Origin of the sequence: Streptomyces sp. B21-105, assembly GCF_036898465.1 — a bacterium.
Classification (GTDB): domain Bacteria; phylum Actinomycetota; class Actinomycetes; order Streptomycetales; family Streptomycetaceae; genus Streptomyces.
The window spans coordinates 3895803-3915542 of record NZ_JARUMJ010000001.1; the positions used below are offsets into that span (position 1 = coordinate 3895803).

A 19740-nucleotide genomic window follows, 5' to 3' on the forward strand; every position below is an offset into this window, starting at 1 on the left:
GGCGTTCCTGTCGCTGATTCCTGTCGCTGATTCCAGGCTAGCTCCGAGCCAAATGCGACGCATGTCGGGCGGCGCCTTGACAACGGAGACAACGGGGCACATGAAATGGGGCGCCAATTGTCCGGAAATTATCAGGAAATCGTGCGACTCGGGAGACGCCTGCGCCGAGTCCGTACCGTTCCTTCAATACCGTTTCTTCAATTGCGAAGTGATGCGGCGTCCGGTACGTGATGTCGGGGTGGTCGAACAGCTCCGGCGCCCCCGACCCCGGAGAGGGGGGCTATCCCCAGTGCGCCGGGCGGGCGCGCTCTCTAGCCTGGTGCGTACGACGGGCAACGGACGGGACGGGAGACCACCGTGGAAGCGCGGGACACGGACCTGAAGAAGGATCTGGACGCCACACTGCAGACCCGCAGGGAACTCGGCGAGGAGTACGAGTCCGCGCTGGTGGAATCGTTCCTCGAGAAGGTCGACCAGCGCATCGACGGCGCGGTGGAGCGCCGGGTGCGGAGGCAGTTCGCGGAGCAGCAGATGGCGGCGGCCCGCGACTCCCGCTCGCCGCAGGCGACGGACTCGTGGGGCGAGCGCTTCGGCTTCGGCATCGTCTCGCTGGTGCTGGCGGTCCCGCTGTCGGCGATCGGGGTGGGCACCGAGGGACTGCCGGGCCTGATCGTCTCCTGGGTGGGCATCGTCGGCGTCAACGTGGTCCAGGCCGCCCGCAGCAACCCCGGTCTCTTCCGCGGTCGGCGCCGCTCCTCGAAGGACGGCGACTGGGAGGAGTGACCGTCGGCACGACCGTTCGTGGGGGAAGCTTGCGCGGGGACCGCCGCACCCCCTTGACGGGGGGCGGGACGACGGCGGTCCCCGCGTGGGACGCGGGCCGGGTCAGGCCCGGTCGCCGCGTCCGTGGCGTCCGTGGAAGGTCCGGGAGCCGCTCCGGAGGTCCGTGACGCCGTTTCGGTGCCGGCCGGGGAGCCGCTCCCTGCCGACACCCATCACGATGCCGGACGCGTGTTAACCGGGTGCTGCGCGGACGTGACACGCGCGTACCACTTCCGCGAAGTCCACCACTTCAGTGGGGAAACGGAAGTTCAGCGCCCGAAGGGGCCGTTCACCGCAGGTTTCCCCGCAATCACGGCCCCTGTCACGCAGACGTCACTTCCCGCCCTTGGCCAGGAAGGCAAGCAGGTCCTGGCGGCTGACGACCCCGGTGGGCTTGCCCTCGACGAGGACGATCGCCGCGTCGGCCGTGCCGAGCACGGACATCAGGTCGCCGACCGGCTCACCGGAGCCGACCTGCGGCAGCGGCGCGGACATGTGCTTCTCCAGCGGGTCGCCGAGGGAGGCCCGCTGGGTGAACAGCGCGTCGAGCAACTCCCGCTCCACGACCGACCCGACGACTTCGGCGGCCATGACGTCGGGGTGCCCGGCGCCCGGCTTCACGATCGGCATCTGCGAGACGCCGTACTCGCGCAGCACCTCGATGGCCTCGCCGACGGTCTCGTCCGGGTGCATGTGGACGAGGGACGGGATGGCGCCGTGCACCTTGTCGTTGAGGACGTCGGCGACGCGGGCGCTGGGACCCTCGTCCTCGAGGAAGCCGTAGTCGGCCATCCACTCGTCGTTGAAGATCTTGCTGAGGTAGCCGCGGCCGCTGTCGGGCAGCAGGACGACCACGACGTCGTCCGGGCCGAGCCGCTCGGCGACGCGCAGGGCGGCGACGACGGCCATGCCGCAGGAGCCGCCGACCAGCAGGCCCTCCTCCTTCGCGAGCCGCCGGGTCATCTGGAAGGAGTCCTTGTCGGACACCGCGACGATCTCGTCGGCGACCGTACGGTCGTAGGCGGTCGGCCAGAAGTCCTCGCCGACGCCCTCGACGAGGTACGGCCGTCCGGAACCGCCGGAGTACACGGACCCCTCCGGGTCGGCGCCGACGACCTGGACCCGGCCCTCGCTGGCGTCCTTCAGGTAGCGGCCGGTGCCCGAGATGGTGCCGCCCGTGCCGACGCCCGCCACGAAGTGGGTGATCCGCCCCTCCGTCTGCTCCCACAGCTCGGGACCGGTGGAGTGGTAGTGGGAGAGCGGGTTGTTCGCGTTGGAGTACTGGTCCGGCTTCCACGCGCCCGGCGTCTCACGCACCAGCCGGTCGGAGACGTTGTAGTAGGAGTCCGGGTGCTCGGGATCCACGGCGGTCGGGCAGACGACGACCTCGGCGCCGTACGCCCGCAGCACGTTGATCTTGTCCGTGGACACCTTGTCGGGGCACACGAAGATGCAGTGGTAGCCCTTCTGCTGGGCCACGATGGCGAGCCCGACGCCGGTGTTGCCGCTGGTCGGCTCGACGATCGTGCCGCCGGGCTTCAGTTCCCCGCTCTGCTCGGCGGCCTCGATCATGCGCAGGGCGATGCGGTCCTTCACGGAGCCGCCCGGGTTGAAGTACTCCACCTTGGCCAGGACGGTCGCCCGGATGCCCTTGGTCACGCTGTTGAGCTTCACCAGCGGGGTGTTGCCGACGAGGCTGATCATCGAGTCGTGGAATTGCACCGTTGTCTCCGGTTGCTTGCAAAAACAGTGGTCGTAGTGGTTACGCCAGAGTACGGGGCGGGCTCCGACCGTAGCGGCATGTTCACCCCTCGTCGAGATTGGACGACCGTCCGTACGGGGCAAGGAGTGGGTGTAAGGACACGAGGAGGTGGCGTCGAGGCATGACGAGCATGTCGAGGGCGAGAGTGGCCCGGCGCATCGCGGCCGGCGCGGCCTACGGTGGCGGCGGTCTCGGGCTGGCCGGTGCGGCGGCGGCCGGTCTGGTGCTGGCGGAGATGCACCTGGCCCGGCGCCAGGTGAACAACGGGGCGCATCCGCACGTCCCCCAGGCGGACGGCCGCTACGGCGTCGCCTATGACGCCCCCGGGCCCGGCAGGGAGCCGCTGCGGCTGACGATGCTGGGCGACTCCACCGCGGCGGGCCAGGGCGTGCACCGCTCCGGTCAGACGCCGGGCGCCCTGCTGGCCTCCGGGCTGGCGGCGGTCGCCGAGCGCCCCGTGGAGCTGCGCAACGTGGCGCTGCCCGGGGCCCAGTCGGACGACCTCGACCGGCAGGTCGCGCTGGTCCTGTCGGACACCGACGGGGCGCCCGACGTCTGCGTGATCATGATCGGGGCGAACGACGTGACCCACCGGATGCCCCCGACCCGCTCGGTGCGGCATCTGTCCGCGGCGGTACGGCGGCTGCGCACGGCCGGCGCGGAGGTCGTCGTCGGCACCTGCCCGGACCTGGGCACCATCGAGCCGGTCCAGCAGCCCCTGCGCTGGCTGGCCCGCCGGGCCTCCCGTCAGCTGGCGGCGGCCCAGACGATCGGCGCGGTCGAGCAGGGCGGCCGCACGGTGTCGCTGGGCGACCTCCTCGGCCCCGAGTTCGAGGCGAACCCGCGTGAGCTGTTCGGCCCCGACCACTACCACCCGTCGGCGGAGGGGTACGCGACGGCCGCGATGGCGGTGCTGCCCACGGTCTGCGCGGCGCTCGGCCTCTGGCCGGCCGACGAGGAACGCCCGGACGCCTCCCGTCACGAGGGCTTCCTGCCGGTGGCCCGGGCGGCGGCGGAAGCGGCCTCGGAGCCCGGCACCGAGGTGACGGCCGCGATACCGACGGGCCCCCGGGGCCCGTGGGCCCTCCTGAAGCGCCGTCGCCGGCGGCGGGTGTCGGAATCGGAGCCGACCTCCTCGACGAACGCCTGACCGCCGAGCAGGCATACCAGCCCGTCCGGCGATCGAGGACGAGACCCCTTCAGGGCCGACAGGGGGCCTGGGGGCACAGCCCCCGGGCCGACCTGGGGGCACAGCCCCCAGGTCCGCCCGGCAACCCGCCCGCACGATTCCGGCCCCACCGCCGAAGGCAAAAGCAAGCGCTTAGTAAATTGCGGCCAGGGTCACACCGTCACCCCCGTGACCCAGCCCATACGTGCGGGTAACTTCCCAGGGAAGCCGTCCCCGTACGACGCCGTAAGAATCTCGCCAATGGAGCCGTGATGCCCGAAGCCGTCATCGTCTCGACCGCCCGCTCGCCCATCGGCCGCGCTTTCAAGGGCTCCCTGAAGGACCTGCGCCCGGACGACCTCACCGCCACGATCATCCAGGCGGCCCTCGCCAAGGTCCCCGAGCTCGACCCGAGAGACATCGACGACCTGATGCTCGGCTGCGGCCTGCCCGGCGGCGAGCAGGGCAACAACCTCGGCCGGATCGTGGCCGTGCAGATGGGGATGGACCACCTCCCCGGCTGCACGATCACCCGCTACTGCTCCTCGTCCCTGCAGACCAGCCGGATGGCGCTGCACGCCATCAAGGCCGGCGAGGGCGACGTCTTCATCTCGGCGGGCGTCGAGATGGTCTCCCGGTTCACCAAGGGCAACTCCGACAGCCTGCCGGACACGCGCAACCCCTTCTTCGCCGAGGCCGAGGCCCGCACCTCGGCCGTCGCCGAGCAGGAGGGCACGACCTGGCACGACCCGCGCGAGGACGGCCTGGTCCCCGACGCCTACATCGCCATGGGGCAGACCGCCGAGAACCTCGCCCGCACGAAGGGCGTGACCCGCCAGGACATGGACGAGTTCGGCGTCCGCTCGCAGAACCTCGCCGAGGAAGCCCTCAAGAACGGCTTCTGGGAGCGCGAGATCACCCCGGTGACGCTCCCCGACGGCACGGTCGTCGCCAAGGACGACGGCCCGCGCGCCGGCGTCACCCTCGAGGGGGTCCAGGGCCTGAAGCCGGTCTTCCGCCCCGACGGCCTGGTCACCGCCGGCAACTGCTGCCCGCTGAACGACGGCGCCGCCGCGGTCGTCGTGATGAGCGACACCAAGGCCCGCGAGCTCGGCCTCACCCCGCTCGCCCGCATCGTGTCGACCGGTGTCTCCGGCCTGTCCCCCGAGATCATGGGCCTCGGCCCGGTCGAGGCGAGCAACCAGGCCCTGCGCCGGGCCGGCCTCACCATCGACGACATCGACCTGGTCGAGATCAACGAGGCGTTCGCCGCGCAGGTGATCCCCTCCTACCGCGACCTCGGCATCGACCTCGACAAGCTGAACGTCAACGGCGGCGCCATCGCCGTCGGCCACCCCTTCGGCATGACGGGCGCCCGCATCACCGGCACGCTGATCAACTCCCTCCAGTTCCACGACAAGCAGTTCGGGCTGGAGACGATGTGCGTCGGCGGCGGCCAGGGCATGGCGATGGTCATCGAGCGCCTCAGCTGAACCAGCCCTGAGCGACGCGCCCGAAACCAGCCGTGCGTGACCTCTTCGGCACCTACTGTGACGAAATGGCCCGGAGTCCGGAAAGCACCCGGACTCCGGGCCGTTCTGTGATCCAATCTCCCCCAGGATGTGACCTATCTCCCTCCTAGGAGGGGTTCACCCAGCTCAGCGCCGTTCGGCAGTAAACCGGAGGACCAAAGTCCTGTCCGTTTCGTGACGTTACGCACTGACAGCTGGATAGTCCGCCCTTCAAGCTGATGTAGGAAGTCGGGGGTCGACTTGAAACCGGGAGTACGTCAGTGAGCGCCATGCCGATCGCGTTGCTGGTCACCACGGCCGCCACGGGCGCCGTGGGCGTCGCCGTCCTGCGCACCCTCATGCAGTTGCGCCGACAGGTCGCCGCCCTGCACCTCCAGCTCGCCAGGAATGCCGAGGACACGGCTGCGGATCTGCGCGGCTTCGTGCCGGCCGCCCGCACCACGGCCGACGCGGCCGAGATACGCGCGGCGGTCGCCGAGGCGCTCGCGGAGGAGCGGGAGCGGGAGCTCGCCGAGGCGCGGGCGTTCTGGGCCGCCCAGGAGGCGCGGGACGCCTCCGACGCCCCGTCGCTGCTGGGTCTGCCCGACAGCGAGCTGTTCCTGCCCCGCCAGGCCGACCTGCTGGGCCTGGAGCCGCTGGAGCCGGTGGCCGAGTCGGCCGCGGACGTTGACGAGTTCGCCGGGGAGCTGGCCGGAGAACTGACCGGGGACTCGCCCGAACTGGCCGCCGCCCGCCGCCGCCACCCGTCCCACCCGGACTTCGTGCCGGTGCAGTCACCCGTGGTGAACGACCACGAGCGCACGGTCGCCGCCCTCGAGGAGCTCGCCTCGTCGCAGATCGAGCTGACCGACGTCCGGCCGGGCCCGCTCGGCACTCTCGACGTCTACGTCTTCGCCGACGGCACCACGCTCTGCATGACCCCGGGCCACCGCGAGACGGCCGAACGGCTCTCCGCGGCCCTGACCGCGGGCCAGACGCCGTTCCTGCTGGGCGGGTCGGGCATCTCGGGCGCCTACACCCTGACGTTCCAGTGCGGCGGGGACAGCGTCTACATCCTGGCGGACCGCGTCATAGCGAGCCTCTGAGCGTTTGCCGGGTCCCGCGGGTCCCGGGCGTTTCTCGGGATCCGGGCGTCACACACCCGCCCGCTTCTGCGCCTGCGCCACCAACTCCACAGCCTCGTCGACCTGGCCCTCGTCCGTGAGTACGAGGGCCAGGTCGTGCGCGGCGACGGTGATCTGGTCGGCGGCGGCGAACATGCCGACGTCGGGCATCTCCCGCAGGGGCGTTCCGGGCTCCTCGACGATCTGGGCCCGCCGGGCCAACTCCCTGGCCAGAGCCAGCGCCTCGGCGGCCGCGCCGCGCTGCAGCCGGCTCTGCGGGGCGGCCCGCAGGCGATCGGCGAAGTGATCCACCGCACGGGTCAGGGACGTCGTATCAGCCACGCCGCGAGACTACGCGTCGCAGCGGGACTGTTGCCAACGGGCGAACAGTCAGGCACGGTGACCTGAGGACCGGCTTACATCCCCTTTGCTACCGGAGGCGCCGATGTCCCATGTCCTCTCCGAGGAGACCCACCGCAACATTCTCGCCCGCATCCCCCATTGCACCGGTCGTGAAGTCGCCGACTGGCTGCGCACCGTCGACGAAGGCCCCGCTCTCCGCTTCGAGGAGAAGGTCAGCTGGCTGCGCGCCGAGCACAATCTCGCGTACGGCCACGCCAAAGCGATCATCCACGAGTACGACCTGAGGAGGGCCGCGCGCAAACTGCTCTAGGCGCGCACGCGACAGACGAAGAAGGGCCCCGGGATCGTGATCCCGGGGCCCTTCTCACTCTCGTGCGCCGGCGCTCGCGCGCCGCCGGTCAGCCGCTGTCGGCTCAGTCGCTGTTGAGGATCGACAGGAGTCGCAGGAACTCCATGTAGATCCAGACCAGCGTCATCGTGAGGCCGAAGGCGGCCAGCCAGGCCTCCTCGCGCGGGGCGCCGTAGGCCACGCCGTCCTCGACCTGCTTGAAGTCCAGGGCGAGGAAGCACGCGCCGAGGATGATGCCGATGATGCCGAACACGATGCCGAGGCCGCCGCTGCGGAAGCCGAGGCCGTCACCGCCGCCGAAGACGGCGAACAGCAGGTTCACCATCATCAGCAGGACGAAGCCGATCGCGGCGGCCATCACGAAGCCGTAGAAGCGACGGTTGACGCGGATCCAGCCCGCCTTGTACGCCACGAGCACGCCGGCGAAGACCGCCATGGTGCCGAGCACCGCCTGGGCGACGACGCCGTCCGCGATGTACGTGGAGACCGCGCTGGAGATCACGCCGAGGAAGACGCCCTCGAAAGCGGCGTACGACAGGATCAGCGCGGGCGCCGGGCGCCGCTTGAACGACTGGACCAGGGCGAGCACCATCGCGACCAGACCGGCGCCGATGGCGATGCCGTACGACTTGCCGATGTTGGCCTCGTCGACGGGCAGCAGCAGCCACGACAGGATCGCCGTGACGACCACGGTGCCGAGCGTGGTCGCGGTGCGCGCGACGACGTCGTCCATCGTCATCCGGCCGGTGGCGGCCGGGGCCTGCGGCGGGGCGCCGTGCTGCAGGTCCTGCTGGGCGTACGGGTTCTGCGCGTACGGGTTGCCGGCCGGCTGGGCGTAGGGGTTGCCCTGCTGCGTGCCGACTGCGGGTCCCCCGGCCTGCGGCGCGGCGTTGAAGCCCGCGTAGCCGTTGTCGCGGCTGAACCCCCGTCGCGAGAAGACCGGGTTTCTGCTCCTCATTGCACTCCTCCATGGCCACACTGCGCGGCCTTGAGCTCAAGGGTAATGGGTAGGCAAAGGATTGACCCTAGTGCTTGGGGAGGATCTTTCCCTCGTAATGCTGCGCAACACGCTACGTGGCGTCGTGATTCCCGGCACGGAAGGGCTCCGATCATGACCAACCCGCGACATGCCCGGTATCTCGCGGAGACCGGACGCGTCACGGCGTTCGGTCATTCGAACGAGAACCCGGTGTACCCCTCCGCCAGATCGGTCTCGGCGGCCCGGGAGGAGGCGATCCGCTCGAGACGGGCGAGCTGGAGACGGCTCTCGAAGGGGTCCGCGTCCGGCGCGGGGTGCAGCAGGGTCGTCATGTCGTAGGAGAACCGCTCGGCCTGCCACACGCGCCGCAGACAGGTCGCGGAGTAGGCGTCCAGGAGCTCGGACGATCCCGTCTCCCGCAGATGGGTCAGCGCCCGGGCGAAGGTGACGACGTCCCCCACGGCCAGGTTCAGCCCCTTCGCCCCGGTGGGCGGCACGATGTGGGCCGCGTCCCCGGCCAGGAAGAGCCGGCCGTGCCGCATGGGCTCGTGGACGTAGGAGCGCATCGGGGTGACCGACTTCTGGGTGATCGGACCGCGCTCCAGCCGCCAGCCGTCGTCGGTGGCGAACCGCCGCTCCAGCTCGTCCCAGATCTCCTCGTCGCTCCACGACTCGGCGTCCGTGCCCTCGGGCACCTGGAGGTAGAGACGGGAGACGGACGGGGACCGCATGGACAGCAGCGCGAACCCGCGGTCGTGGCGGGCGTAGACCAGCTCGTCGTGGGAGGGCGGCACGTCGGCGAGGACGCCGAGCCAGCCGAACGGGTACGCCCGTTCGAAGGTGCGGCTCAGTTCGGCCGGGACGGCCTTGCGGGCGACGCCCCAGAAGCCGTCGCAGCCGACGACGTAGTCGCACTCCAGGACGCCCTCGACGCCCTGGTGCCGGAAGCGGACGCGGGGGCGGTCGGTGTCGGCGTCCTCCACGGCCAGGGCCTCCGCCTCGAACAGCAGCGGTCCGCCCTCCTTCAGCTGGAGGGCGATGAGGTCCTTGCACACCTCGGTCTGGGCGTAGACGGTCACCGACCGGCCGCCGGTCAGCGCGGGGAAGTCGACGCGATGACGTCGGCGGTCGAATCGCAGTTCTATACCGTCGTGCCGCAGGCCCTCGCGGTCCATGCGCTCCCCGGCGCCCGCCGCGCGCAGCACGTCCACCGTGCCCTGTTCCAGGATCCCGGCGCGCTGCCGCTGCTCCACATAGGCGCGGTCACGGCTCTCCAGCACGACCGAGTCGACGCCGGCGTTGTGCAGCAGACGGGCGAGGAGGAGGCCGGCGGGGCCGGCGCCGACGATGCCGACAGTCGTGCGCATCGGGCGTTTCCCTTCAAGGACGGGACGAGGACGGGACGAGGTGTGAGGAGGTGTGAGGAGGACGGCGTGGACCCGCGAGAGCCCGCGAGGAGCCGCCGAGCACTGTTCGCACAGTGAAAATTTCTTCACCATGTGATCCGAGTCGAGTCTGCGCTCCCGCTCCGCGGGTGTCAACGGTCAGTGGTCACGGCACACGTCGGGTACGCAACGCGCGTCAGGGGTCGACCGGCGACGGCCGGCGACCCCTTCGCAACCAAGCGTTCCCGCGCGTCACCCACGGTGACCGCGGAAGTGCCCAGAGCCGGACTTGAACCGGCACGCCCACGTAGGGGCAGCGAGGTTTAAGCTCGCCGTGTCTGCATTCCACCATCTGGGCAGGCCCAAGGCTCCGCTGGAGCTTCCGACCCTATCGGGATCCGTCCCCCGAACAGCGGACGAGCAGACCTCATGTTGTCTTATTTTATTGACGCCTGAGGGTGCATCAGCACACGGAATCGGCCATCCGCACTTGCCAGTAGCCTGACGCGCGGAAACCGCCTGCGCATACGGAATGACGGAATTTCACCGCCCGGACAAGGTTGCTCCACCGGTTCTTGACGAACCGTCGAGGCGAAATGTCCCCCAAGTCGGCCTGGTGACAGCGCCTCTCCGACCGTCTCCGAGACCGGGCGAAGCCGCTCCCGGGATCGCTCGAGACCGCCCCTTGGGGTCGCCCCCGAAGCCGTCACCGGAGGCCGCCCTTCCGGATCCGGGGTCATCCCCAGGTATGACATCGCGGCCTCTGGTCCGTCCCGAGTCTGCCCTCAGAACCGGAACAGCGGCTGACTACACGGCGGCGGACGGGCGGGACGATGGTGCACGTCCCCTTGGCACACCCCACCCTCCCGTCAGGAGCCCGTTTCCCGTGACCACCAGCCCCCTCGCCGAACGGACCACCGCCGTGGCCGCGCGCGCCACGGACCTGTCGAAGATCTACGGGCAGGGCGAGACCCAGGTGGTCGCCCTGGACCGGGTGTCGGTCGACTTCCGGCAGGCCGAGTTCACCGCGATCATGGGGCCCTCCGGCTCCGGCAAGTCCACCCTGATGCACTGTGTGGCCGGTCTCGACACCTTCTCCTCCGGCTCCGTCCGCATCGGCGACACCGAGCTCGGGTCGCTGAAGGACAAGCAGCTCACCAAGCTCCGCAGGGACAAGATCGGGTTCATCTTCCAGGCGTTCAACCTGCTGCCGACGCTGACGGCCAGCGAGAACATCACGCTCCCGATGGACATCGCGGGCCGAAAGCCGGAAAAGGAGTGGCTGGAAAAGGTCATCGCCATGGTCGGCCTCGCCGACCGGCTCGGCCACCGGCCCTCGCAGCTCTCCGGCGGTCAGCAGCAGCGGGTCGCCGTCGCCCGCGCCCTGGCCTCCCGGCCGGACATCATCTTCGGCGACGAGCCGACCGGCAACCTCGACTCGCGCTCGGGCGCCGAGGTGCTGGGCTTCCTGCGCAACTCCGTGCGGGAGCTGGGGCAGACCGTGGTGATGGTGACCCACGACCCGGTGGCCGCGGCCTACGCGGACCGGGTCGTCTTCCTCGCGGACGGACGGATCGTCGACGAGGTGCACGGCCCGACCGCCGAGTCGGTGCTCGACCGCATGAAGCGCTTCGACGCCAAGGGCCGCACCAGCTGATCCCGGTCCGGGGCCGGCACCAGCTGATACCCGGACCGGGACCGACCGCTCGCCGACGAGCAGGACTGAGAAGACGACACCCATGTTCCGTACCGCCTTGCGCAACGTGCTCGCGCACAAGGCCCGGCTCCTGATGACCGTGCTCGCCGTGATGCTCGGCGTGGCCTTCGTGTCGGGGACCCTGGTCTTCACCAACACCTTGTCCAACGCCCTCCAGAACAGCTCCGCCAAGGGCTTCGACCAGGTCGACGTCGCCGTCACCGCGGAGTCGCAGCCCGACGTCGGCGACCGCATCGTCAAGACGCCCGATCTGACCCAGGCCTTGCTGGAGCAGAGCGCGAAGGCCCCGGGCGCCGCGTCCGCGACCGGCGTGGTCACCGGCTTCACCGCGATCGCCGACAAGGACGGCAAGCTCGTCGGCGGCGGCTTCCAGTCGCAGGGCGGCAACTACTGGGGCGAGAAGGACGCCCGGTACCCGCTCGAATCCGGGCACGCCCCGAGCGGCCGCAGCGAGGTCCTGATCGACTGGCGGACCGCCGAGCGGGCCGGGTACGAGGTCGGCGACACGGTGCGGATCTCCGTGGACGGCCCCGTCCTCTCTCCGACGATCGTCGGCGTCTTCACCACCGACGACGGCAACGTCGCCGCCGGCGGCAGCCTCGCCCTGTTCGACACGGCGACCGCGCAGACCCTCTTCGGCAAGCCGGGCACGTACGACGAGATCGACGTCAAGGCGGCCGCCGGGACCTCGCAGAGCGCGCTGAAGTCGGCGCTGGACGCCGCCCTGCCCAAGGACCGGGTCGAGACCACCACCGGCCGTCAACTGGCCGACTCCCAGGCCGAGGCGATCTCCGCGTCGATGAGCGGGCTGAAGCAGGGGCTGCTGGTCTTCGCCGGCATCGCGCTGTTCGTCGGCACCTTCATCATCGCCAACACCTTCACGATGCTGGTCGCCCAGCGCACCAAGGAGCTCGCGCTGATGCGGGCCGTCGGCGCCTCCCGCCGGCAGGTCACCCGGTCCGTGCTGATCGAGGCGTTCGTGGTCGGCACGGTCGCCGGCGTGACCGGGCTGGTCGCCGGCATCGGCATCGGCGCCGGACTGCGCTCGCTGCTGGGGACGCTGGGGGCGACCGTCCCCGACGGGCCGCTCGTCGTCACCCCCGGCACGGTCGCCACCGCCATGGCCGTCGGCGTCGTCATCACCATGGTGGCGGCCTGGCTGCCCGGCCGCCGGGCCGCGAAGATCCCGCCGGTCGCCGCGATGAGCAGTGTGCACGCCGCCGCGACCACCAGGTCGCTGGTGCTGCGCAACACGCTGGGCGCGCTGTTCTCGGCGGCGGGCGTGGCCGTCGTCCTCGCCGCGACGACGATGGACGGCTCCGCCGGCCAGGCTCCGATGGGCCTCGGCGCGGTGCTGCTGATCATCGGTGTCTTCATCCTCACCCCGCTGCTGTCCCGCCCGCTGATCGCGGCCTCCGCGCCGGCCCTGCGGATCTTCGGGGTGTCCGGGAAGCTGGCCCGGCAGAACTCGGTGCGCAACCCGCGCCGCACGGCGGCCACCGCCTCCGCGCTGATGATCGGCCTGACCCTGATCACCGGCATGACGGTGATGGCGGGCAGCCTGCAGAAGTCCATCGACAAGATGGCGTCCGCCTCGATCAAGGCGGACTACGTCGTGTCGATGGCCAACGGCAACCAACTCTCCCCGGACGTCGACGCGAAGCTGAAGACCGCCGACGGGGTGACCGCCACCAGCCCGATGCGCAACGCGCCCGGCCGCATCAACGGCGAGACCGAGTACCTCACCGGCGTCAACGGTCCCGCCTTCGGCGAGCTCACCGACCTCCCGATGGCCAACGGCGCCTTCACGGTGGGCGGCTCGCAGGTCGTCGTCGACGCGGGCACCGCGAAGTACAACGGCTGGAAGGCCGGTTCGGCGTTCACGGTGCACTACGAGGACGGCAAGAGCCAGCGGCTGACGGTCGCCGGGGTGTACGAGAGCAACGAGCTGATCCGGGGCATCCTCCTCGACAACTCGGCGCTGACCCCGCACGTCGAGGACCCGTCCGACATGCAGGTCATGGTCAAGACGTCCGACGGCGTCTCGGACGGCACGAAGGACCGGCTGGAGAAGGCCCTCGGCTCCAACCCGGCCATCAAGGTGCAGAGCAAGCAGGACCTCTCCGACGAGATCGCGAAGATGTTCACGCTGCTGCTGAACATGCTCTACGGGCTGCTCGCGATGGCCGTGATCGTCGCGGTGCTCGGCGTCGTCAACACCCTCGCGATGTCCGTCTTCGAGCGCTCGCAGGAGATCGGCATGCTGCGGGCGATCGGCCTGGACCGGCGGTCGGTGAAGCGGATGGTCCGGCTGGAGTCGCTGGTGATCTCGCTCTTCGGCGGGGTGCTCGGCATCGGCCTCGGCGTGTTCTTCGGCTGGGCTGCGGGCGAACTGCTCGGCACGAAGATGCCCACCTACGAACTCGTCGTGCCCTGGGGCCGGATGGCGGTCTTCCTGGTGCTCGCGGCGGCGGTGGGCATCCTGGCGGCGCTCTGGCCGGCCCGGCGGGCGTCCCGCCTGAACATGCTGACGGCGATCAAGTCCGAGTAGCGGCGGAAGCGGTCGGGCCCGGTGTCGTCCTCACGACGCCGGGCCCTTCTGTCGTGTTGTCGGTCAGTTCCAGGTGCGGGCGCGCAGCGGCAGCCCACAGTGCCCGGAGTCGGGGGTCCGGACGGCCAGGACCTGGTTGACGCCGAGGCGGTTGCGTTCGAAGCCGACCGCGGAGGCGGCCATGTACAGCCGCCAGACGCGGGCGCGGGCGGGCCCGGCGAGGTGGACGGCCCGCTCCCAGCCGTCCTCCAGCCGGGTCACCCAGCGGCGCAGGGTGAGGGCGTAGTGCTCACGGATCGACTCGACGTCGCGGACCTCGAAGCCGGCTCGTTCGAGGTGGGCGACGGTGGTGCCGAGGGGGGCGAGTTCGCCGTCCGGGAAGACGTAGGCGTCGATGAAGGCGTCCACGTCGTAGGCCCTCTCGTCGCGTTGCGGGCGGCGGGCGATCTGGTGGTTGAGGAGCCGGCCGCCCGGCCGCAGCAGTGCGTGCAGGTCGCGCGCGTACGCGAGGTACTTGTCGGAGCCGACGTGTTCGGCCATGCCGATGGAGGAGACGGCGTCGAACGGGCCGTCGGCGACGTCCCGGTAGTCCTGGACGCGGATCTCGACCCGGTCGGTGAGGCCGGCGTCGGCGACCCGCTTGCGGGCGTAGGCCGCCTGCTCCCGGGAGAGGGTGATCCCGACGACGTGCGCGCCGTGCTCGCGGGCCGCGTGGATCGCCATCGAGCCCCAGCCGCAGCCGACGTCCAGCAGCCGCTGACCGGGTGTCAGGGCGAGTTTGCGGCAGACGAGTTCGAGCTTGTCGCGCTGGGCGTCCTCGAGAGTGCCGTCCGGGGTCTCCCAGTAGGCGCAGGAGTACACCATGGACGGACCGAGGACGAGTGCGTAGAAGTCGTTGCCGACGTCGTAGTGGTGGCTGACGGCGCGTCGGTCGGTGCGCCGGGTGTGCAGGTGCCGGGCTCTGCGGACCTCCTCGCGGGGCGGGGCGGGCGGCAGCGGGGGGCCGGCGAGCTTCAGCAGCCCGCGGACGGCGGCACGGAAGTCGGGGTCGCGCAGGGCCTGGGAGAGGGTGCGGGCGTCGTCGCCGCGCTCCCAGACGAGACCGGAGAGCAGGTCGACGGCGGTGTACAGGTCGCCCTCGATGTCCACGTCGCCGGCCACCCAGGCGCGGGCGAGACCCAGTTCGCCGGGTTTGAAGAGGAGACGGCGCAGGGCTCTGCGGCGGTGTGCGACGAGGACGGGGGCGCCGGGCGGGCCCGCCTGCGAACCGTCCCAGGCGCGGACGCGCAGCGGGAACGGGGCGCCCAGCAGCTGTTCGACGAGTCCATGGAGCCGCTGCGCGGCGTCAGCCATGATGCACACCTCCGTGACGGTGATCCCGGAATGTCCTGTCACCACGTAAACACGAAGGGGTGCGGTGTCCAGTCCCGCGACGCCGTCACGGCTGGGCAAAATACCTGCACACGACACACGCCGGACGCCACACGGCACACGCCGCACGCCGGTGCCGTCGGCGGAGACCGGAAACGGGGACGGACGCGTCAGAGCGCGTCGAGGGCTTCGGGCGTGATGTCGATGTCGATGCCGTAGGGCACGTCCACGTCGAGCAGGTCGCGGTGGGTGCCGGTGAATCCGTAGGTCCTGGTCACCGGGTCGAGCTCGAAGGTGCGGACCAAGGGCTGCTGGTTCGCCTCGGCCAGCTCGACCAGCCAGAAGTTCGGGATGCCTGCGGCTGCGTACTTGTGGGGCTTGGTGTCGCGGCCGCGGGCCTCGGAGTCCGGGGAGACCACCTCGACGGCCGGCAGGACGTCGGCTGCCTGGAAGCGGGTCCGGTCCAGGCCGGTGGCGGCCTCTGCGCGCACGACGCTGATGTCCGGTTCCGGGCCGTTGCGACGGCCGCGCCCCGGCCGCGGGACGCCGAAGGGGCCGTCCGCACCACGGATGGCGGACGGCCCCTTCGGGGGTGTTCAGTGACCGTGGGCCCGCAGGCCCGAGGTCGGGTGACCTGAGGTCAGGAAGCGTTGGCCTTCTCGTTCTCGGTCTTGACGGCGGCCGGCTTCGCGGCGACCGGGGCCGGCTTGGCGGCCTCGTAGAACTCCTCGCGCGGGGACTCCAGCGCGCCCAGCGCCACGACCTCGCGCTTGAGGAACATGCCGAGGGTCCAGTCGGCGAAGACGCGGATCTTGCGGTTCCAGGTCGGCATCGCCATGCCGTGGTAGCCGCGGTGCATGTACCAGGCGAGACGGCCCTTGAGCTTGATCTTCACCTTGCCCATGACGATCATCGCGACGCCCTTGTGGAGGCCGAGGCCCGCCACCGCACCCTTGTTGGAGTGCTCGTAGTCCTTCTGCGGGAAGCCCCGCATACCGGAGATCACGTTGTCGCCGAGAACCTTGGCCTGACGCAGCGCGTGCTGCGCGTTCGGCGGGCACCAGGCGTTCTCCACGCCGGCCTTGCGGGCGGCGACGTCGGGAACCTGGGCGTTGTCGCCCGCGGCCCAGATGTAGTCGGTGCCCTGGACCTGGAGGCTGGGGGCGGTGTCGACGTGACCACGCGGGCCCAGCGGGAGGCCGTAGCGGGCGAGGACCGGGTTGGGCTTGACGCCGGCCGTCCACACGATCGTGTGGGAGTCGACCTCGAGTCCGTTCTTCAGCACGACGTGGCCGTCGACGCAGGAGTCCATGGAGGTGGAGAGGTAGATCTCCACGCCGCGGCTCTCCAGGTGGGCCTTGCCGTACTGGCCGAGCTTCGGGCCGACCTCGGGGAGGATCTTGTCCGCGGCGTCGACGAGGATGAAGCGCATGTCCTCGCGGGACACGGTCTTGTAGTACTTGGCCGCGTCGCGGGCCAGGTCCTCGACCTCACCGATGGTCTCGGCGCCGGCGAAGCCGCCGCCGATGAAGACGAAGGTGAGCGCCTTGCGGCGGATCTCCTCGTCGGTCGTGGAGTCGGCCTTGTCCAGCTGCTCCAGGACGTGGTTGCGCAGGCCGATGGCCTCCTCGACGCCCTTCATGCCGATGCCCTGCTCGGCGAGGCCGGGGATCGGGAAGGTGCGGGAGACCGCGCCGAGCGCGATCACCAGGTAGTCGAAGGGCAGCTCGTACGCCTCGCCCACGAGCGGGGCGATCGTGGCGACCTTGCGGTCCTGGTCGATGGTGGTGACCCGGCCGGTGAGGACCTCCGCCTTCGGCAGCACGCGTCGCAGCGGGACGACGACGTGGCGCGGGGAGATGTTGCCGGCGGCGGTTTCGGGGAGGAAGGGCTGGTAGGTCATGTACGACCGGGGGTCGACGACCGTGACGGTCGCCTCGCCGTAGCGCATCTTCTTGAGAATGCGCCGAGCTGCGTACAGGCCTACGTACCCACCGCCTACTACGAGGATCCTGGGACGCTCCGTGGTGCTCATGCCATCGAGTATCCACCCGGTTCAGGGGGGTCGCTCGTGAGCCCCTTCACAAGCTTGTCGGGGGTGTGTGCTATCCTCCGCGGCCCACGTGATCCACATCATGACGGAGAGCGGGAACCCGCGTGCAGGGCATGGCGTTGTCAATGCCGCGTGAGCTGCCTCTCCGGCTCCGGAAGGCCTCTGTGAGCGTCCCGCGACAGGCCTCGCGAGGCCCTCGTGAGAGACCCGCGAGACGCCCCCGTCCGTCGCTTTTGAACACGTTCACACGAGGGTTGGGCCCGCGGAAGGGTCAACCGGGACACGATCGTCCTCCGACAGGGCCGAATTCCTTGTGAAGAACTTCACGAACTTTCCCGGCGGGCTGTCGCGCGGACGCACCGAAGGGGCCCCGAAGGGCCCCCAGGACCGCTCATCCGCGCATCCTGCCTGCTCAGCAGAGTGCGCGGAGCGGCCCGGCCGAGGACTACGCGACCGACCACGCGATGCCGTCGAGGATGTCGTGTTCGCTCACGACGACCTCCTGTGCGCCGGTCCGCTCCATGATCGCCAGCAGTACCAGGGCGCCCGCCCCGATCACGTCCACCCGGCCGGGGTGCATCGCGCCGATCGCCGCCCGCTCGGCGTGCGTCGAGCGCAGCAGCCGCCCGGTGATCGCCCGGACCTCGTCGTGCGAGACGCGCGAGTGGTGGATGGCCGCCGAGTCGTACTCCGGCAGTTGCTGGGCGATCGCCGAGACCGTGGTGACCGACCCGGCCAGGCCGACGAGGGTGCGCGCCTCGCGCAGCGGGACCGTCCGCTCGGCGAGGTCCAGGGCGGCCTCGATGTCGGCGCGCATCGCCGCGATCTGCTCCTCGGACGGCGGGTCGGTGACCTTCCCGTCCACGACCAGGTGCCGCTCGGTCATCCGCACGCAGCCGACGTCGACCGAGCGGGCCGCGCGCACCCGGTCGTCGCCGACGACGAACTCCGTCGAGCCGCCGCCGATGTCCACGACCAGGTAGGGCCGGGCCAGGTCGTCGCGGCCGGTGAGCTCCTTCGTGGCGCCGGTGAACGAGAACTCGGCCTCCTGGTCGCCGGTGATGACCTCCGGCTCGACGCCCAGGATGTCCAGCACCCCGCGCACGAACTCCTCCCGGTTCTCGGCGTCCCGGGAGGCGGACGTGGCGACGAACCGCAGCCGCTGCGCGCCGAGTTCCTTGATGGCGGCCGCGTACTCCCGGCAGGCGGCGAACGTCCGCTCCAGCGCCTCGGGCGCGAGCCGGCCGGTGCGGTCGACGCCCTGGCCGAGCCGGACGATCGTCATCCGGCGGTCCAGGTCGACGAGTTCGCCGGTCTCCGGGTCCGCGTCGGCGACGAGCAGCCGGATGGAGTTCGTGCCGCAGTCGACGGCGGCGACCCGCGTCACGGGGCCTCCCCCTCGACCGGCTGGGGAAGGGTCACGCAGGCGCCCTTGCGCCACCACTCGGGGAGCATCTCCAGCGCCTCGTCGCCGAGCGGGTTCACGCCCGGGCCCGCGGCCAGCGAGTGAGCCACCAGAACGTGCAGACACTTCACCCGGTCCGGCATGCCGCCCGCGCTGGGGAAGTTCCTCAGCTCCTCGATCTCGTCCCGGCGCCGGACGTAGTCCTCGTGCGCGGCCCGGTAGGCGGCGGCGAGCCCGGGGTCGGACTGCAGCCGCTCCGTCATCTCCTTCATCACGCCGTTCGCCTCCAGCGTGCCGATCGCCGAGTTGGCCTTCGGGCACGTCAGGTAGTACAGCGTCGGGAAGGGGGTGCCGTCGGGCAGCCGCGGGGCCGTCTCGACGACGTCCGGATGGCCGCACGGGCAGCGGTGCGCGATCGCGCGCAGGCCGCGCGGCGGGCGTCCGAGCTGCTGCTTGAAGGCCTCGACGTCCGCGTCGGTGGGCTCGGTGCGCGGAGTGGTCGGCGGGGGCGTCTGCATACCTGTCTTTCCATCGGTCAGTCGGTCGGGCGGGCGGGCGCGACCGGTCACTCGGGCGATCCGGTCGATCGAGCGGGCCACCGGTCAGTCAGTCAGCCAGTCGGTCGGTCCATCGGTCGGTCGACCGGAGCGGCCGGTCGACGGAACGGCCGGGCGACCGGTCAGTGGTCGGAGGCGTCGGACTTGTCGACCCCGTCCCAGACATTGGAGTACCAGGGGCGGTCGGCCGCCCCGAGGTCGGCGCGCGACTGCCTGGCGGCGTCCGGGTCGACGACGATGTAGCCGGTCTCCCCCGGCAGCACGTAGTGCAGCCGCAACCGGATCTGCTGCTCGGCGTACGCGTCGTCCTGCCAGCGCGCCTTGAGGTCGCGCAGCTGCTCGACGCGTTCGCCGGCCTGCTGCTTCTCGCGCTCCAGCTCGGCGATCTCGGCGCGCTGGGAGACGTACTGGCGCATCGGGTAGGCCAGGGCCACGATCAGCGTGCACAGGACGAGCGCCAGCAGGGCCGCGCGGCCGGTGAGGCGGGAGCGGCGGGCCTGGCGCTTGGTCTGCGAACGGTAGACGCGGGCCGCGGTCTGCTCGCCGAGCAGCTTGATCCTGGTCGCGGTGGAGAAACGGTCCCGGTCCTTCACGGCCATGTGCTGCGCCTCCCGTCTCCCACG

Annotated in this window: 16 protein-coding genes, 1 tRNA gene and 1 pseudogene; 7 read left to right on the forward strand and 11 right to left on the reverse strand. The window is 70.8% G+C overall.

The features are described from left to right. Positions 1–357: 357 nt before the first annotated feature. Positions 358–783 (forward strand): hypothetical protein, encoded by a 426-nt coding sequence (locus QA802_RS17400; RefSeq protein WP_319166952.1) that lies wholly within the window; start codon positions 358–360, stop codon positions 781–783. A gap of 372 nt (positions 784–1155) precedes the next feature. On the opposite strand, the gene QA802_RS17405 is transcribed toward QA802_RS17400, so the two are convergent. Continuing rightward, complete coding sequence (locus tag QA802_RS17405) at positions 1156–2544, reverse strand: cystathionine beta-synthase (RefSeq protein WP_057578588.1); 1389 nt, start codon at positions 2542–2544, stop codon at positions 1156–1158. 161 nt (positions 2545–2705) lie between these two features. Here QA802_RS17405 and QA802_RS17410 point away from each other — a divergent pair, with 161 nt between their 5' ends. From QA802_RS17410 to QA802_RS17420, 3 genes are all read left to right on the forward strand, one after another. Beyond that, on the forward strand, positions 2706–3734 hold the full coding sequence (locus QA802_RS17410) for an SGNH/GDSL hydrolase family protein (RefSeq protein WP_334523391.1): 1029 nt from the start codon (positions 2706–2708) through the stop codon (positions 3732–3734). Positions 3735–4024: 290 nt separating this feature from the next. Continuing rightward, positions 4025–5245, forward strand: coding sequence for an acetyl-CoA C-acetyltransferase (locus QA802_RS17415; RefSeq protein WP_334523394.1), 1221 nt, complete (start codon positions 4025–4027; stop codon positions 5243–5245). Positions 5246–5553: 308 nt separating this feature from the next. Next, positions 5554–6369 carry a hypothetical protein gene (locus QA802_RS17420; protein ID WP_334534713.1) on the forward strand — a complete coding sequence of 272 codons (816 nt, stop codon included), beginning with the start codon at positions 5554–5556 and terminating at the stop codon, positions 6367–6369. Between the two features lie 48 nt (positions 6370–6417). Here QA802_RS17420 and QA802_RS17425 read toward each other — a convergent pair whose 3' ends face one another. Continuing rightward, positions 6418–6729: a hypothetical protein gene (locus QA802_RS17425; RefSeq protein ID WP_334523396.1), complete on the reverse strand. Its 312-nt coding sequence runs from the start codon at positions 6727–6729 to the stop codon at positions 6418–6420. A 103-nt stretch (positions 6730–6832) separates the two neighbouring features. Between QA802_RS17425 and QA802_RS17430 the strand changes: the two genes are divergently transcribed. Continuing rightward, on the forward strand, positions 6833–7060 hold the full coding sequence (locus QA802_RS17430; protein ID WP_020128488.1) for a DUF4287 domain-containing protein: 228 nt from the start codon (positions 6833–6835) through the stop codon (positions 7058–7060). Between the two features lie 103 nt (positions 7061–7163). On the opposite strand, the gene QA802_RS17435 is transcribed toward QA802_RS17430, so the two are convergent. From QA802_RS17435 to QA802_RS17445, 3 genes are all read right to left on the reverse strand, one after another. Continuing rightward, the gene (locus QA802_RS17435; RefSeq protein ID WP_306951772.1) at positions 7164–8057 is read right to left on the reverse strand and encodes a Bax inhibitor-1/YccA family protein; all 894 of its coding nucleotides are present in this window, start codon (positions 8055–8057) and stop codon (positions 7164–7166) included. Between the two features lie 212 nt (positions 8058–8269). Then, complete coding sequence (locus tag QA802_RS17440; RefSeq protein ID WP_334523402.1) at positions 8270–9445, reverse strand: 4-hydroxybenzoate 3-monooxygenase; 1176 nt, start codon at positions 9443–9445, stop codon at positions 8270–8272. A gap of 292 nt (positions 9446–9737) precedes the next feature. Then, positions 9738–9821, reverse strand: a tRNA-Leu gene (locus tag QA802_RS17445). 528 nt (positions 9822–10349) lie between these two features. Here QA802_RS17445 and QA802_RS17450 point away from each other — a divergent pair. Both QA802_RS17450 and QA802_RS17455 read left to right on the forward strand, forming a co-directional pair. Further along, positions 10350–11120, forward strand: a complete 771-nt coding sequence (locus tag QA802_RS17450; protein ID WP_319166904.1) for an ABC transporter ATP-binding protein — start codon at positions 10350–10352, stop codon at positions 11118–11120. An 82-nt stretch (positions 11121–11202) separates the two neighbouring features. Next, positions 11203–13731 carry an ABC transporter permease gene (locus tag QA802_RS17455; RefSeq protein ID WP_334523406.1) on the forward strand — a complete coding sequence of 843 codons (2529 nt, stop codon included), beginning with the start codon at positions 11203–11205 and terminating at the stop codon, positions 13729–13731. A 63-nt stretch (positions 13732–13794) separates the two neighbouring features. Here QA802_RS17455 and QA802_RS17460 read toward each other — a convergent pair whose 3' ends face one another. The 6 genes and pseudogenes from QA802_RS17460 to QA802_RS17485 all read right to left on the reverse strand — a co-directional run bounded on the left by QA802_RS17460 (position 13795) and on the right by QA802_RS17485 (position 19716). Further along, positions 13795–15084: a class I SAM-dependent methyltransferase gene (locus tag QA802_RS17460; protein WP_334523409.1), complete on the reverse strand. Its 1290-nt coding sequence runs from the start codon at positions 15082–15084 to the stop codon at positions 13795–13797. A gap of 188 nt (positions 15085–15272) precedes the next feature. Continuing rightward, positions 15273–15626 (reverse strand): annotated as a pseudogene (locus QA802_RS17465) (Uma2 family endonuclease); the annotation flags it as partial. A gap of 116 nt (positions 15627–15742) precedes the next feature. Then, the gene (locus tag QA802_RS17470) at positions 15743–17137 is read right to left on the reverse strand and encodes an NAD(P)/FAD-dependent oxidoreductase (protein ID WP_334523412.1); all 1395 of its coding nucleotides are present in this window, start codon (positions 17135–17137) and stop codon (positions 15743–15745) included. Positions 17138–17600: 463 nt separating this feature from the next. Next, entirely contained in the window at positions 17601–18542 is a 942-nt protein-coding gene (locus tag QA802_RS17475) for a Ppx/GppA phosphatase family protein (RefSeq protein ID WP_334523415.1), read from the reverse strand. Next, the gene (locus QA802_RS17480) at positions 18539–19078 is read right to left on the reverse strand and encodes a DUF501 domain-containing protein (protein ID WP_334523418.1); all 540 of its coding nucleotides are present in this window, start codon (positions 19076–19078) and stop codon (positions 18539–18541) included. The genes QA802_RS17475 and QA802_RS17480 overlap by 4 nt, the downstream gene beginning before the upstream one ends. A gap of 161 nt (positions 19079–19239) precedes the next feature. Continuing rightward, positions 19240–19716 carry an FtsB family cell division protein gene (locus tag QA802_RS17485; protein ID WP_334523421.1) on the reverse strand — a complete coding sequence of 159 codons (477 nt, stop codon included), beginning with the start codon at positions 19714–19716 and terminating at the stop codon, positions 19240–19242. Positions 19717–19740 lie beyond the last annotated feature (24 nt).

Excerpts from the sequence above, each read along its gene's own strand:
- QA802_RS17410 (WP_334523391.1), top strand. The coding sequence starts at position 2,706 with ATGACGAGCATGTCGAGGGCGAGAGTGGCCCGGCGCATCGCGGCCGGC.
- QA802_RS17415 (WP_334523394.1), top strand. The coding sequence starts at position 4,025 with ATGCCCGAAGCCGTCATCGTCTCGACCGCCCGCTCGCCCATCGGCCGC.
- QA802_RS17420 (WP_334534713.1), top strand. The coding sequence starts at position 5,554 with ATGCCGATCGCGTTGCTGGTCACCACGGCCGCCACGGGCGCCGTGGGC.
- QA802_RS17430 (WP_020128488.1), top strand. The coding sequence starts at position 6,833 with ATGTCCCATGTCCTCTCCGAGGAGACCCACCGCAACATTCTCGCCCGC.
- QA802_RS17435 (WP_306951772.1), bottom strand. The coding sequence starts at position 8,057 with ATGAGGAGCAGAAACCCGGTCTTCTCGCGACGGGGGTTCAGCCGCGAC.
- QA802_RS17440 (WP_334523402.1), bottom strand. The coding sequence starts at position 9,445 with ATGCGCACGACTGTCGGCATCGTCGGCGCCGGCCCCGCCGGCCTCCTC.
- QA802_RS17455 (WP_334523406.1), top strand. The coding sequence starts at position 11,203 with ATGTTCCGTACCGCCTTGCGCAACGTGCTCGCGCACAAGGCCCGGCTC.
- QA802_RS17460 (WP_334523409.1), bottom strand. The coding sequence starts at position 15,084 with ATGGCTGACGCCGCGCAGCGGCTCCATGGACTCGTCGAACAGCTGCTG.
- QA802_RS17470 (WP_334523412.1), bottom strand. The coding sequence starts at position 17,137 with ATGAGCACCACGGAGCGTCCCAGGATCCTCGTAGTAGGCGGTGGGTAC.
- QA802_RS17480 (WP_334523418.1), bottom strand. The coding sequence starts at position 19,078 with ATGCAGACGCCCCCGCCGACCACTCCGCGCACCGAGCCCACCGACGCG.
- QA802_RS17485 (WP_334523421.1), bottom strand. The coding sequence starts at position 19,716 with ATGGCCGTGAAGGACCGGGACCGTTTCTCCACCGCGACCAGGATCAAG.